The sequence below is a fragment of the Ramlibacter henchirensis genome, from assembly GCF_004682015.1.
In the GTDB taxonomy this organism is placed as follows: Bacteria; Pseudomonadota; Gammaproteobacteria; order Burkholderiales; family Burkholderiaceae_C; genus Ramlibacter; species Ramlibacter henchirensis.
In genome coordinates, this window is sequence record NZ_SMLM01000001.1 from 2225334 (window position 1) to 2238678 (window position 13345).

Below are 13345 nucleotides of genomic sequence, written 5' to 3' on the forward strand. Positions count from 1 at the left end.
GCGCAGGTTCCGATGACCACGTCCGACGCGGCGCACGACCGTCTTTTCTCCTCGCTCAGTCCCACCGTGCGCGCCTTCGCCTCACGCGGCGTGCCGCGCAGCTATCCCAGGAACACGGTGATCGTGCACGAGGGCGAGATGGGCGACACCACCTTCGTGCTGCTGCAGGGCTGCGTGAAGGTCTACTCGACCGACGTCGATGGCCGCGAGATCACCTACGACATCGTCCATGCCGGCGACTACTTCGCCGAGATGTGGCTCGATGGCGGGCCGCGCTCCGCGTCCGTGATCACCCTCGAGCCCTGCTTGTGCGCCGTGGTCAGCCGCGCCGAGATGATCCAGCACCTGGAGCAGTCACCCGAATTCACGCGCCACCTGCTGGCCCGCATGATCGGGCGCGTTCGCGCGGCGACCGCGAAGGCGCGCCAGCTGGCGCTGAACAACGTCTACGAACGCGTGGTGAGCGTGCTGGAAGGCGGCCACGGACCTGCCGGCTCCGGCGCACCCATCGTGCTTTCCGCGCTCACGCACCAGGCGATCGCGAGCCGCGTCGGCTCCTCGCGGGAGATGGTCAGCCGGATCCTGAAGGAGCTGGAGCGAGGCGGCTACGTCGAACTGGGACTGCGCCGCATCGTCCTCAAGCGCAAGCTGCCGGCCCGCTGGTGACGGGCACCGGCTGCACGCGGTACACCTGCACCGGCTCTCGCACGTGGCGCAGCTGGTGGGTGCCGCTGTCCTCCAGCTGGCGCCGGGCGTTCTCTTCGAGCAGCTCGCGCAGCGCCGCGGTGATGCAGACCTCGCCGGGCTTGGCGATCCCCAGGAGCCGGCTGGTGAGGTTCACGCCCCGGCCGTAGATGTCGTATTCGTCGGCGACGAAGCGCGCCACGTGGGCGGCGATGCGCAAGCGGATCCGGTCCTCCTCGCCGCAGCCCTGGTTGCCCGCATCGCTGATGCGCAGCAGCACGAAGGCGGCCGCGATCGCGTCCTCCGCATTGGCGAACTCCAGCATCAGGCCGTCGCCCGTGCTCTTGTGGATGCGGCCACTGAAAGCCTGCATCGCGTCCCGCGCCTCGCGCACGAAGCGCTGCCAGCGGCGGATGAAACCCGGTTCGTCCCGCTCCATCAGACGCACCGACTCCACGACGTCCAGCACCATGATGATGCGAGTGCGCCGAGTGGAGCGGGACGGGGAATAGGGCGGGGGAGATTGCATTCGAGCGACGGGCGCGGCAGGCGACCGCTCGAATTGTCGAGTTGCACGCCGCGCACGCAAGGCCGCCAGCGTCCTGCGTTGTCAAACCTGACAGGTCGCGCTCGACCGCGCTCAGGTCTGCTGCGTCGCGAGCACGCCGCGGCGCATCTGGTCCAGCTCCATCGTCTCGAACAGCGCCTTGAAGTTGCCTTCGCCGAAGCCCTCGTTGCCCTTGCGCTGGATGAACTCGAAGAAGATGGGCCCGAGCTGGTTCTCGCTGAAGATCTGCAGCAGCAGTTCGCCGGGCTTGCCGTCCACGAGGATGTTGCGCTGCTGCAGTGCGTGGATGTTCTCCGCCAGGTTCGGAATTCTTCGCGGCAGCAGCTCGTAGTAGGTCTCGCTGGTGTTCAGCAGCTTCACGCCGGCCATCTGCAGCGAGTCGACCGTGTCGTACAGGTTGGAGGATCCCAGCGCGATGTGCTGGATGCCCTCGCCGTGGTACTTGTCCAGGTACTCCTGGATCTGGCCCGCCTTCTCGTTGCCTTCCTCGTTGATCGGGATGCGGATCTTTCCGCAGGGACTGGTCATCGCCTTGCTCTTCACGCCGGTGGCCTGGCCCTCGATGTCGAAGTAGCGGATCTCGCGGAAGTTGAACAGGCGCTCGTAGAACTCCGACCACTCCGCCATTCGCCCGCGGTGCACGTTGTGCGTGAGGTGGTCGATGTACGTCAGCCCGAAGCCGCTCGGGTTGAGCGCCTGCTGCGAATCGATCCCCGGCAGCGGTTCGAAGTCCACGTCGTAGAAGCCGATGTTGCCGATGTCGCCTTCCTTCGCGCCGTTCTTGCCGCGCCAGCGGTCCACCAGGTAGATCAGGCTGTCGCCGATGCCCTTGATTGCGGGGATGTTCAACTCGCCCGGCCCGGCCTGGCCCGCATAGCCCCATGCGCCGAGCGAGATCGCGCGCTCGTACGCCGCCTTCGCATCGCGCACGCGGAACGCGATCGCGCAGATGCTCGGGCCATGCAGGCGCGCGAAGCGCTGCGCGAACGAATCGGGCTCCGCGTTCACGATGAAGTTGATGCCGCCCTGCCGGTAGAGCACCACGTCCTTGTGGCGGTGCCGCGCGATCGGCCGGAATCCCATCCGCTCGAACAGCGCGCCCATGGCCTTCGGGTCGGGCGCGGCGTACTCGATGAACTCGAATCCGTCGGTGCCCATCGGGTTGTCCCAGGCGGCGAAAGTGCGCGCAGCCGGTGCGGCGTCCATGCTGTCTCCTTGCGTTTGAACCACCCGGAACTTTAGGCGCACGAACCCTCAGTTTTCCGCCGGAGATCGGCTCAAAACGCTATCCTTTCTCAGGAAAACTGCGTTATGAACGACTCTTCCGCACTCGACAAGCTCGACAAAGCCATCCTGCGCTCGCTGCAGCAGAACGGCCGCGAAACCTACGACGTGATCGGCGAGCAGGTCGGCCTTTCGCCCAGCGCGGTGCTGCGCCGGGTCAAGCGGCTGGAGGACGCCGGCGTGATCGACCGCTACGTCGCCCTGGTGCGCCCCGAGGCGATCGGGCTGGGGCTCACGGCCTACATCAACGTGCGCCTGGAAAAGCACACCGAGACGCACAAGCGCAACCCGATGGACGTGTTCCGCGCCAGCGTGCAGGGCTGGCCCGAGGTGGTCGAGTGCGCGGCGCTCACCGGCGACATGGACTTCCTGCTGCGCGTCGTGGTGCAGGACATGGCGCACTACAGCCGCTTCATCATGGACACGCTGCTCAAGCACCCCAGCGTGCAGGACTGCAAGACGAGCTTCGTGCTCGACAGCGTGAAGGCCACCACTGCGATGCCGGTGTAGCCGGCGCCGTGGTCCGGAGCACACGCCCCGATTAGGTAGAACTACCTTCTCCGGCGCTGCCGGGCTTGGGACGCTGTTGGGAACCCTTAAATTGGGTCCATGGCCTTTGAACAAACCTTGCGGCCATCCTTCGTGGTCATCCCGATCCGCTCGCTCGGTCCCGAGCACCGCGACCGCATCGCGGCCCACCTGCTGGCGTTGCCGCCGGACGACCGCTACCTGCGCTTCGGCTACGCCGCGTCCGATGAGCAGGTGCGGCGCTACGTCGAGCAGCTCGACTTCGAGCGCGACGACATCTTCGGCATCTACAACCGGCGGCTCGAGCTCATCGCGATGGCGCACCTGGCGTATTCGCGCGATCCGGATTCGGCGAACTGCGCCGAGTTCGGCGTGTCGGTGCTCGCCAGGGCACGCGGCCGCGGCTGGGGCCGCCGGCTGTTCGAGCGCGCCGTGCTCCATGCGCGCAACGAGGGCGTGGACCTGCTCTTCATCCATGCGCTGAGCGAGAACGTCGCGATGCTGAAGATCGCCAGGAGCGCCGGCGCCACGCTGGAGCGCTTCGGCAGCGAGACCGAAGCGCACCTGCGCCTGCCGCCGGCCACGCTGGACACGCACATGAGCGAGCTCGTCGATGAGCAGCTGGCCCAGACCGACTACCGCCTCAAACAGCAGGCCAAGAGCTTCTGGGATTTCCTCGCCCTGGTGCAGGAGACGCGGCAGGGCGTTCGCGAGGCGCGCCACCGCTCGGCGAGCTGAGCCGTGGCGGGCGTGCGCCCGTCACGGAACCGGGGACGATTGCGCTATCCTAGTCGTCCCCCAACCACCGCACGTCCTGCACACAGAGGCTGTGTCCGACCCCCACCCTGCGCGGTCTCCCGAGAGAGAAGACCGGCGCACGTTCCTGCAGAAGGTCGCCGAGTTCATCCATCCGGGCCCGGACTCCCGCGATGAACTGATCGAAACCCTGGCGGACGCCGAAGACAACGAGATCATCGACGCCGAATCGCGTGTGATGCTCGAAGGCGTGATCAAGATGGCCGACCTCACTGCCGGCGACGTGATGGTGGCCGCGCCGCGGATGGACCTGGTCAACATCGATTCGCCGTACGAGGAGATCCTGCACCTCGTCATCGACACGGCGCATTCGCGCTTTCCGGTCTACGAGGGCGATCGCGAGAACATCATCGGCATCCTGCTGGCCAAGGACCTGCTCAAGCTGCAGCGCGCGCCGGAGCTGAACATCCGCGCGCTGCTGCGCCCCGCGGTCTTCGTGCCGGAGAGCAAGGGCCTGAACGACCTCCTGCGAGAGTTCCGCGGCAACCGCAACCACCTCGCCATCGTCATCGACGAATTCGGCCGTGTCGCCGGCCTGATCACGATCGAGGACGTGCTCGAGCAGATCGTCGGCGAGATCGAGGACGAGTTCGACATCGCCGAGGAAGAGGGGGACATCTTCGCGCTGGCAGACCGCACGTACCGCGTGAGCGGCGACACGGCCATCGAGAAGGTGAACGAAGCGTTCGGCGTGGACCTGGCGCCCGACGAGGGCGTCTCCGACGGCGAGAAGCGCTTCGAGACCATCGGCGGGCTGATCGCGCACGACATGGGCCACGTGCCCAAGCGCGGCGAACACCATCGCAAGGCGGGCCTGGACTTCGTCGTGCTGCACACCAAGGGCGGCGCCGTGCGCTGGTTCAAGGTGGCGCCCGCCCGCAGCGACGACGACACCGGGTGATCCGCGCCGACCGCTCCGCGGCGCTTCCGTGGGCCCTCCTGCCGGCCGCCGGCCTGGCCCAGGCGGTGTCCATCGCCACGCCCTGGTCCGGCCGGCCGCTCTGGTGGCTGCAGGTCGCGTCGCTCGCCTTGCTCGCGTGGTGCATCGCGCAGCCGATTGAGGTGAAGTCGGTGCTGCTTCGCACCTGGCTGTTTGCCACCGTCTGGCTCACCGGCACGTTCTGGTGGCTGTTCATCTCCATGCACACCTACGGCGGACTGCCCGCGCCGCTGGCGGCCGTGGCCGTGCTGGCGCTCGCGGCCTTCCTGGGCGGCTACTACGCGCTCGCGATGGCGTTCTGGCGCTGGCGGTCACCGGCGGGGCCGCTGCGCTCGATAGCGAGCTTCGCGGCCCTGTGGCTGCTGGCGGAGCTGTTGCGCGGGCGCTGGTTCACCGGCTTCCCCTGGGGCGCGGGCGGCTATGCGCACGTCGACGGGCCACTGGCTTTCCTCGCGCCCTGGATCGGCGTCTATGGCATCGGCGCCGTGGCCGCTGCCATCGCCGCTGCCCTGTCGTTCCTGCCGCAGGCCTGGCGATCGCGGCGCTATTGGCTGGCCGCGGGGGTGTGGGTGCTGCTGCTGGCCGCCTGCACGCAAATCGCGCCCACGCACGATGAAGCCGCCGGTGCGCCGCTGCCCGTCACGCTCCTGCAAGGCAACATCCCGCAGGACGAGAAGTTCGAGGGCCGCACCGGCGTGCCGCTCGCGCTCCAGTGGTATGCCGAGCAACTGACGGCCGCCCGCACGAGCCTCGTCGTGGCGCCCGAGACGGCGATCCCTCTGCTGCCCCAGCAGTTGCCGGAGGGCTACCTCCAAAGCCTGGCCGAACACTTCGGGCGGGGCGAACAGGCTTCGCTGATCGGCATCCCGCTCGGCAGCTACGAGCAGGGCTACACCAACTCCGTCGTCGGTCTCAAGCCGGGCGCCGATGCGTACCGCTTCGACAAGCACCACCTCGTCCCTTTCGGCGAATTCATCCCGCCGCTGTTCCGCTGGTTCACCGACCTGATGAACATTCCGCTGGGCGATTTCAACCGCGGCTCGGTGGGCCAGCCCTCGTTCGAGTGGCAGGGCCAGCGGCTCGCACCCAACGTCTGCTACGAAGATCTGTTCGGCGAGGAACTGGCGGCGCGCTTCGTGGACCCGCGCCTCGCGCCCACCATCTTCGTGAACGTCAGCAACATCGGCTGGTTCGGCAACACGGTCGCCATCGACCAGCACCTGCACATCAGCCGCATGCGCGCCCTCGAGTTCGCCCGCCCGGTGATCCGCGCCACCAACACGGGCGCGACGGCCATCATCGACCACCGCGCCCGCGTGACGCACTCGCTGGCGCCGCACACGCGCGACGTGCTCACCGGCGAAGTGTCGGGGCGCGCCGGCACCACCCCCTTCGCCTGGTGGGCTTCGCGCCTGGGCCTGTGGCCGTTGTGGCTGCTGGCGCTTGCTCCTGTTTTGGGAGCGCTGCCGCGGCTTCGCAGGAGAGCGGGCACTTAAAATCGGCCCGATGCTCACCTTCCAGCAAATCATCCTGAAGCTGCAGTCGTACTGGGACGCCCAGGGCTGCGCGCTGCTGCAGCCGTACGACATGGAGGTGGGCGCGGGCACCTCGCACACCGCCACCTTCCTGCGCGCGCTCGGCCCCGAGCCGTGGAAAGCCGCGTACGTCCAGCCCAGCCGCCGGCCCAAGGACGGCCGCTACGGCGAGAACCCCAACCGCCTGCAGCACTACTACCAGTACCAGGTGGTGCTCAAGCCCGCGCCGGATGACATCCTCGAGCTGTACCTCGGCTCGCTCCAGGCGCTGGGCTTCGACCTGAAGAAGAACGACATCCGCTTCGTCGAGGACGACTGGGAGAACCCCACGTTGGGGGCCTGGGGCCTGGGCTGGGAGGTCTGGCTCAACGGCATGGAAGTCACGCAGTTCACGTACTTCCAGCAGGTGGGCGGCATCGATTGCAAGCCGATCACCGGCGAGATCACCTACGGGCTGGAGCGCCTGGCCATGTACCTGCAAGGCGTGGACAACGTCTACCAGCTCAAGTGGACCGAAGGCCTCTCTTACGGCGACGTGTACCTGCAGAACGAACGCGAACAGTCGGCCTACAACTTCGAGCACAGCGACGCCGAGTTCCTGTTCACCGCCTTCGGCGCCCACGAGAAGCAGGCCAGGTACCTGATGGAGCAGCAGCTCGCGCTGCCCGCCTACGAGCAGGTGCTCAAGGCGGCGCACACCTTCAACCTGCTCGACGCGCGCGGCGCCATCAGCGTCACCGAGCGCGCCGCGTACATCGGCCGCATCCGCAACCTGGCGCGCAGCGTGGCGCAGAGCTACCTGCTCAGCCGCCAGCGGCTGGGCTTCCCGATGGCGCCCAAGGCCTGGGCCGAAGCGGCCACCGCCAGGATGGTGGCCGACAAGCTGGTGGAGGCGGCGTGATGGCAAACGCCAACCTGCTGGTCGAACTGTTCGTGGAGGAACTGCCGCCCAAGTCGCTGAAGAAACTGGGTGAGGCGTTCGGCAATGCGCTGCTGGAGCAGCTCAAGGCGCAGGGCCTCGCGGGCGCGGGCTCCGTGCTCACGCCGTACGCGTCGCCCCGGCGTCTCGCTGCGCACATCACGGCTGTGGCCGATCGCGCGGCCGACAAGGCCGTCTCGCAAAAGCTGATGCCCGCCAGCGTCGGCCTGGACGCGCAGGGTCAGCCCACGCCGGCGCTGCTCAAGAAACTGCAGGCACTGGGCGCGGACGCATCGGCCGTCGCTTCGCTCAAGCGCGCGCCCGACGGCAAGGCCGAGGCGTTGTTCTACGAGAGCACCGCCAAGGGCGCGACGCTCGCGGAAGGCCTGCAGAAAGCATTGGCCGAGGTCATCGCGCGGCTGCCGATTCCGAAGGTGATGACCTACCAGCTGGCGGACGGTTGGAGCGACGTGAAGTTCGTGCGCCCGGCGCATTCCCTGGTCGCGCTGCATGGCCGCGAGGTGGTCCCTATCGAAGCCCTCGGGCTCAAGTCGGGTCGCAGCACGCAGGGCCACCGCTTCGAGGCGGCGAGCCCGCGCGTCGACATTCCGGATGCCGACAGCTACGCGCACGTGCTGCAGGAACAGGGCGCGGTGATTGCCAGCTTCGAAGCCCGCCGCGCCGAGATCGCTCGCCAGCTCACCGCGGCCGCGCAGAAGGCCGGCAGCGGCGCGCGCGCGATCGAGGATGAAGCGCTGCTCGATGAAGTCACCGCGCTGGTGGAGCGGCCGAACGTGCTGGTCTGCCAGTTCGAGCGCGAGTTCCTGGAAGTGCCGCAGGAATGCCTCATCCTCACGATGAAGGCCAACCAGAAATACTTCCCGCTGCTGGATGCGCAGGGCAAGCTCACGCACCGCTTCCTGGTGGTGAGCAACATCCGGCCGCAGGACCCGAGCGCGGTGATCGGCGGCAACGAGCGCGTCGTGCGACCGCGTCTCGCGGACGCCAAGTTCTTCTTCGACCAGGACCGCAAGAAGCCGCTCGACTCCCGCGTGCCGGGTTTGGCCAAGGTGGTCTATCACAACAAGCTGGGCACGCAGGGTGAGCGCGTCGAGCGCGTGCGTTCCATCGCGCGCCACATCGGCGCGCAAATCGGCGGCGAGGCGCTTTCGCAGGCCGCTGACACCGCAGCTCGACTGGCGAAGGCCGACCTGCTGACGGACATGGTCGGCGAGTTCCCCGAGCTGCAGGGCATCATGGGCCGCTACTACGCGCAGCACGACGGGCTGCCGGCGTCCGTCGCCGACGCGATTGAAGACCACTACAAGCCGCGTTTCGCCGGAGACGAGTTGCCGCGCGGCGACGTCGGCCTGGTCGTCGCGTTGGCCGACAAGCTGGAGACGCTGGTCGGCCTGTTCGGCATCGGCCAGCTGCCCTCGGGCGACAAGGATCCGTTCGCGCTGCGCCGCCACGCGCTCGGCGTCGTGCGCATGCTGATCGAGCGCGGCCTGCCGCTGGACCTGCCTTCGCTGGTGGGCGTGGCCAGCACGAGCTTCGGCGCGCTGCTCGCCAAGCCGCATGAGAGCAACGAGCAGGTGCTGCAGTTCATCTACGAGCGCATCGGCGGCTACCTGCGCGAGCAGGGCCACGGCTCCGCGGAAGTGGAAGCGGTGATCGCGGTGCGGCCGCCCTGGAAAGAGGTCAAGCCGCGCCTGGAAGCGGTGCGCGCCTTCGCCGCGCTGCCCGAAGCCCCCGCGCTGGCCGCGGCCAACAAGCGCATCGGCAACATCCTCAAGAAGGCCGAAGGCTCGGTCGATCCGCATGTGAGCGAAGTGCTGCTGCGCGAAGACGCCGAGAAGGCGCTTTATGCCGCCACCCGCGAGCTCGCGCCCGCGGCCAAGGCCAAGTTCGAGGCCGGCGACTACACCGGCTCGCTGCAGACACTGGCCGCGCTGCGTGCGCCGGTCGATGCCTTCTTCGACGACGTCATGGTCAACGCCGAGGAGGCGGACCTGCGCCTGAACCGCCTCGGCCTGCTGGCCACGCTGCACGGGGCGATGAATAGAGTGGCGGATCTTTCGCGCCTGGCGACATGAGCCCCCACGCTCCGCACTTCGTGTCGTCGCTGCCCCCCGAGGGGGCTGGACTGCCTTGGGGCGGCCCGGCGTCAGTCCTATGAAACTCGTCATCCTCGACCGCGACGGCACCATCAACGCCGACAGCGACCAGTTCGTCAAGTCGCCGCTGGAGTGGGAGCCGCTGCCCGGCGCGCTGGAAGCGATCGCGCGGCTCAATCACGCCGGATGGCACGTGGCCATCGCGTCCAACCAGTCGGGCCTCGGCCGAGGCCTGTTCGACGTCGCGTCGCTCAACGCCATGCACGCCAAGATGCACAAGCTGCTGTCCTCGCACGGCGGCCGCGTCGACGCCATCTTCTACTGCCCGCACACGCCCGAGGAAGGCTGCAGCTGCCGCAAGCCGCTGCCGGGACTTTTCGAGCAGATCGGCGAGCGCTTCGGCGTCGAGCTCAAGGGCACGCCCATCGTCGGCGACAGCCTGCGCGACCTGCAGGCCGCCGTGGCCGTCGGCGGCGAGCCGCACCTGGTGCTCACCGGCAAGGGCGCCGAATTCGCCGGCCGCCCGCTGCCCGAGACCTTCCCGGCCAACACCCGCGTGCATCGAGACCTCGCCGCCTTCGCGGACTACCTGGTGACCCGGCCCGCGCCGCGTCCGCATCCCTAAGTGCTGGCCTACCTTCGCTCCACCGTCCACGCGCTGTGGATGCTGGTGACGGTGATGCCTTGGGCGATCGTCATGCTGGTCGCCTCGATCTGGCGCCGCGGCATCCCGCTGTACTGGATGGCCGTAACCTGGCTCAGTTGGGCCGTCAACGGCGTGCGCCTGATCTGCGGCGTGCACTGGCGCGTCACCGGCATGGAGAACCTGCCGGTGGGCACCACCGCGCCGGCCATCCTGCTGGTCAAGCACCAGAGCACGATGGAAACCTTCCTGATGCCGGTGCTGATGCCGCATCCGCTGGCCTTCGTGTTCAAGCGGGAGCTGCTGTTCGTGCCGTTCTTCGGCTGGGCGATGGCCCGGCTGGACATGATCCACATCGACCGCAGCCAGCGTGCCCAGGCCTTCAACAAGGTCGTCGAACAAGGCAAGCGGCTGCTGGCGCAGGGCATCTGGATCATCATGTTCCCCGAGGGCACGCGCATCCCGCGCGGCCAGCAGGGCACGTACAAGAGCGGCGGCACGCGGCTGGCGGTGGAAACCGGCGCCCCGGTGATCCCGGTGGCGGTGAGCTCCGGCAAGTGCTGGCCGCGCAAGTCCTTCATCAAGCATCCCGGCGTGGTCGACGTCTCCATCGGACGTCCGATCCCGAGCCAGGGCCGCCGCCCCGACGAACTGATGCGAGAGGTCGAAGCGTGGATCGAGGGCGAGATGCGCCGCCTCGATCCGCAGGCGTACGAGTAACAGTCGGTCGCCAGCCCGGCAATGGGCCTGGCTCTGCCTATACTCGCGGCCGTGCTGAAGCTCATCCAGCTCACGCTCGACCTCTTCGATCCCGCGCCGCCGCAGGCCGCCCCCGCACCCACCGCTCCGCCACCGGCCCCCGAGCCGCCCCAGCCGCTTCGCGCGGCGGCGCCCGCCGAGCCGCTGGACGCGGTGCTGGCGCCCGCCACCTTCCACCATCCGCGCGCGAACCGGCAGGCGACGCTGGGCCACACCTTCGTCGCCTACGAATTACGGCGCGCCAAGCGCCGCAACATCGGCTTCGTGGTCGGCCCGGAAGGCCTGACCGTCAGCGCGCCCAAGTGGGTGCCGCTGTACGAGGTCGACGCCGCGGTCCGCAGCAAATCAGCGTGGATCCTGTCGAAGCTCGAATCCGCCCGCCAGCGGCAGGACCGCATCGAGTCCGCGCGCATCCAGTGGAAGGAGGGCGCCGTCATCCCGTTCCTGGGCGAGCAGGTGATCGTGGTCCTCGATCCCCGTCGCGGCGGCGCAGCCGAATTGAACGCCGGCGGCGAGGCCCTTCCCGGGGTGCCGCGCCTGACACTGCACGTAGGGCTGCCGCACCACGCCACCGCCGAGCAGATCCGCGATGCGGTCCAGGCCTGGTTGATGCGCCAGGCCAAGCGCGTCTTCACCGAGCGCCTGGAGCACTACGCGCCGAAGCTCTCGGTGCAGTGGCGCAAGCTGGTGTTGAGCAACGCGGGCACGCGCTGGGGCACGGCGCATTCCGACGGCACGATCCGCCTGAACTGGCGGCTGATCCACTTCCGCCTGCCGGTGATCGACTACGTCGTGGCGCACGAACTGTCGCACCTGCGCGTGATGGACCACAGCCCGCGCTTCTGGGACACCGTGGCGACCGTGGTGCCCGACTACGCGCAGCTGCGCGGCCAACTGCGCGACGAAGCCTTGCCGCCCTGGTGAGGCTCAGGCCGCGGCGAAGCGCCACACGCTCTCGGCATCCTTCTCGCGGCGCAGCTTCCCCGAGTACCAGAGCGCATGCAGGTGCGCCACCGCCTCGCCCATCGCGAAGGTGGTCTGGTGCAAATCGAGCTGCCGCTTGAACAGCACCGGCAGCATGTCGGCTGCCGAAGACGGCCTGCGCTTGCACGCCTCCAGCACGTCGGCCAGCCGGTCGCGGTGGTGCTCGTGCAACTGCTCGATGCGGCGGTGCAGGCCGGTGAAAGGCTTGCCGTGCGAAGGCAGCACCAGCGTGTCCGCCGGCAGGCGGCGGAACTTGTCGATCGAGGCGAGGAAAAGCCGCAGCGGATCCGATTCGGGCTCGACGTCGTAGACGCTGATGTTGGTGGAGATGCGCGGCAGCATCATGTCGCCGCTGATCAGCAGCTTCAGCGCGGGGCAGAACAGCGAGATGTGCTCCGGCGCGTGCCCATGGCCGCTGATGCATTCCCAGGTGCGATCGCCGATGCGCAGCACGTCGCCGTCCTGCAGCCGGCGAAAGCTCGGCGGCACCGCGGGCACCATGCTCGGGTAGTAGTTGGCCCGGCCGCGGATCTTCTCGATCGATTCCGGGTCGCTCAGGCCGTGCGAGGCGAAGAAGCGCGCCGCCGCCTCGCCGCCGAAGCCCGTGGTGCTTTGCGAACCCACGCGCGCCGCGTTGTAGTCGGTCGCGCTGATCCACAACCTGCAGACATGCTCCGGTGTCGACCAGCGCTCGCACAGCCAGTGCGCCAGCCCGATGTGGTCCGGGTGCATGTGCGTCACGATCACGCGCAGGATCGGCAAGCCCTCCAGCGAGGAGGCAAACACCTGCTCCCACTGGGCCTTGGCCTCGTCGCGCGTGATGCAGCAGTCCACCGCCGTCCAGCCCCGGCGTCCATCGAGTTCATCGCGCAGCAGCCACAGGTTGATGTGGTCGAGCGCGAAGGGCAGGGCCATGCGCACCCATCGCACGCCCGGGGCGATCTCCAGCGTGCTGCCGGGCGCCGGGAGCGCGTCCCCCAGCGGGTAGTTCAACTGTGCTTCCTGGGGATTCATTCGTGGGCAGGCGGGGACGCCGAATTGACGTTGACGTAAACGTCAGATGTAATCCGCGCATTCTAGGCGCAGGCGCGCAGTCGCCTGTCGCCAGCCGTACACCGACACGAATGGCCACCACCTACACGATCAGCGATCTGGCACGGGAGTTCGACCTCACGACCCGCGCGATGCGCTTCTACGAGGACATGGGACTGCTGCAGCCCGAGCGCTCCGGCCCCGGCGGGCGCAACCGCATCTACAGCGCGCGCGACCGCACGCGGCTCAAGCTCACCCTGCGCGCCAAGCGCCTGGGCCTGTCGCTGTCCGAGGCCAGGGAAATCATCGACATGTACGACAGCCCGCGGGACACCGGCCCGCAGCTGAAGAAGTTCCTCGCCATCCTGTCGCAGCACCGCAAGCAGCTGGAAGAGCAGATGGCCGACCTGCAGTCCAACCTGGACGAGGTGAGGGTCCACGAGCGCGAAGCGCGGGCGCTGCTGTCGCGGCTGGAGAAGGAAAAGGACAAGGACAGCGGACGGGCCCGGCAGGCATAATTGACGTTTACGTAAACG

The 13345-nt window shown here is 68.3% G+C and carries 14 protein-coding genes; 11 read left to right on the forward strand and 3 right to left on the reverse strand.

The features are described 5' to 3' along the window. The first annotated feature begins 12 nt into the window (after positions 1 to 12). Positions 13 to 666 (forward strand): Crp/Fnr family transcriptional regulator, encoded by a 654-nt coding sequence (locus EZ313_RS10980; RefSeq protein ID WP_135263187.1) that lies wholly within the window; start codon positions 13 to 15, stop codon positions 664 to 666. Here EZ313_RS10980 and EZ313_RS10985 read toward each other — a convergent pair. Next, a complete protein-coding gene (locus tag EZ313_RS10985) occupies positions 638 to 1213 on the reverse strand; it encodes an adenylate/guanylate cyclase domain-containing protein (RefSeq protein WP_135263188.1) in 576 nt (191 codons plus the stop codon). The two genes, EZ313_RS10980 and EZ313_RS10985, sit on opposite strands and share 29 nt — an antisense overlap. Positions 1214 to 1324: 111 nt before the next feature. Continuing rightward, complete coding sequence (gene hppD, locus EZ313_RS10990) at positions 1325 to 2458, reverse strand: 4-hydroxyphenylpyruvate dioxygenase (protein ID WP_135263189.1); 1134 nt, start codon at positions 2456 to 2458, stop codon at positions 1325 to 1327. Positions 2459 to 2563: 105 nt separating this feature from the next. On the opposite strand from hppD, the gene EZ313_RS10995 reads away from it, so the two are divergent. From EZ313_RS10995 to EZ313_RS11035, 9 genes are all read left to right on the forward strand, one after another. After that, entirely contained in the window at positions 2564 to 3046 is a 483-nt protein-coding gene (locus EZ313_RS10995; protein ID WP_135263190.1) for an Lrp/AsnC family transcriptional regulator, read from the forward strand. Between the two features lie 99 nt (positions 3047 to 3145). Further along, positions 3146 to 3802: a GNAT family N-acetyltransferase gene (locus EZ313_RS11000; RefSeq protein WP_135263191.1), complete on the forward strand. Its 657-nt coding sequence runs from the start codon at positions 3146 to 3148 to the stop codon at positions 3800 to 3802. A gap of 91 nt (positions 3803 to 3893) precedes the next feature. Next, complete coding sequence (locus EZ313_RS11005) at positions 3894 to 4781, forward strand: HlyC/CorC family transporter (protein WP_135263192.1); 888 nt, start codon at positions 3894 to 3896, stop codon at positions 4779 to 4781. Beyond that, a complete protein-coding gene (gene lnt, locus EZ313_RS11010; RefSeq protein ID WP_135263193.1) occupies positions 4778 to 6316 on the forward strand; it encodes an apolipoprotein N-acyltransferase in 1539 nt (512 codons plus the stop codon). Before EZ313_RS11005 ends, lnt begins: the two co-directional genes overlap by 4 nt. Before the next feature lie 10 nt (positions 6317 to 6326). Then, a complete protein-coding gene (gene glyQ / locus EZ313_RS11015) occupies positions 6327 to 7256 on the forward strand; it encodes a glycine--tRNA ligase subunit alpha (RefSeq protein WP_135263194.1) in 930 nt (309 codons plus the stop codon). Then, positions 7256 to 9370, forward strand: a complete 2115-nt coding sequence (gene glyS / locus EZ313_RS11020; protein WP_135263195.1) for a glycine--tRNA ligase subunit beta — start codon at positions 7256 to 7258, stop codon at positions 9368 to 9370. Before glyQ ends, glyS begins: the two co-directional genes overlap by 1 nt. A gap of 79 nt (positions 9371 to 9449) precedes the next feature. After that, positions 9450 to 10016 (forward strand): D-glycero-beta-D-manno-heptose 1,7-bisphosphate 7-phosphatase, encoded by a 567-nt coding sequence (gene gmhB, locus EZ313_RS11025; RefSeq protein ID WP_135263196.1) that lies wholly within the window; start codon positions 9450 to 9452, stop codon positions 10014 to 10016. 3 nt (positions 10017 to 10019) lie between these two features. Then, complete coding sequence (locus EZ313_RS11030; protein WP_135263642.1) at positions 10020 to 10754, forward strand: lysophospholipid acyltransferase family protein; 735 nt, start codon at positions 10020 to 10022, stop codon at positions 10752 to 10754. A 51-nt stretch (positions 10755 to 10805) separates the two neighbouring features. Continuing rightward, complete coding sequence (locus EZ313_RS11035; RefSeq protein ID WP_135263197.1) at positions 10806 to 11717, forward strand: M48 family metallopeptidase; 912 nt, start codon at positions 10806 to 10808, stop codon at positions 11715 to 11717. A gap of 3 nt (positions 11718 to 11720) precedes the next feature. Here EZ313_RS11035 and EZ313_RS11040 read toward each other — a convergent pair whose 3' ends face one another. After that, on the reverse strand, positions 11721 to 12791 hold the full coding sequence (locus EZ313_RS11040; protein ID WP_135263198.1) for an MBL fold metallo-hydrolase: 1071 nt from the start codon (positions 12789 to 12791) through the stop codon (positions 11721 to 11723). Between the two features lie 110 nt (positions 12792 to 12901). On the opposite strand from EZ313_RS11040, the gene EZ313_RS11045 reads away from it, so the two are divergent. Further along, positions 12902 to 13327, forward strand: a complete 426-nt coding sequence (locus EZ313_RS11045) for a MerR family transcriptional regulator (RefSeq protein ID WP_135263199.1) — start codon at positions 12902 to 12904, stop codon at positions 13325 to 13327. Positions 13328 to 13345: the final 18 nt, after the last annotated feature.

Coding starts and splice junctions, on each gene's coding strand:
- EZ313_RS11000 (WP_135263191.1), top strand. CDS start 3,146: ATGGCCTTTGAACAAACCTTGCGGCCATCCTTCGTGGTCATCCCGATC.
- hppD (WP_135263189.1), bottom strand. CDS start 2,458: ATGGACGCCGCACCGGCTGCGCGCACTTTCGCCGCCTGGGACAACCCG.
- gmhB (WP_135263196.1), top strand. CDS start 9,450: ATGAAACTCGTCATCCTCGACCGCGACGGCACCATCAACGCCGACAGC.
- glyQ (WP_135263194.1), top strand. CDS start 6,327: ATGCTCACCTTCCAGCAAATCATCCTGAAGCTGCAGTCGTACTGGGAC.
- glyS (WP_135263195.1), top strand. CDS start 7,256: ATGGCAAACGCCAACCTGCTGGTCGAACTGTTCGTGGAGGAACTGCCG.
- EZ313_RS11040 (WP_135263198.1), bottom strand. CDS start 12,791: ATGAATCCCCAGGAAGCACAGTTGAACTACCCGCTGGGGGACGCGCTC.
- EZ313_RS10985 (WP_135263188.1), bottom strand. CDS start 1,213: ATGCAATCTCCCCCGCCCTATTCCCCGTCCCGCTCCACTCGGCGCACT.
- EZ313_RS10995 (WP_135263190.1), top strand. CDS start 2,564: ATGAACGACTCTTCCGCACTCGACAAGCTCGACAAAGCCATCCTGCGC.
- EZ313_RS11045 (WP_135263199.1), top strand. CDS start 12,902: ATGGCCACCACCTACACGATCAGCGATCTGGCACGGGAGTTCGACCTC.
- EZ313_RS10980 (WP_135263187.1), top strand. CDS start 13: ATGACCACGTCCGACGCGGCGCACGACCGTCTTTTCTCCTCGCTCAGT.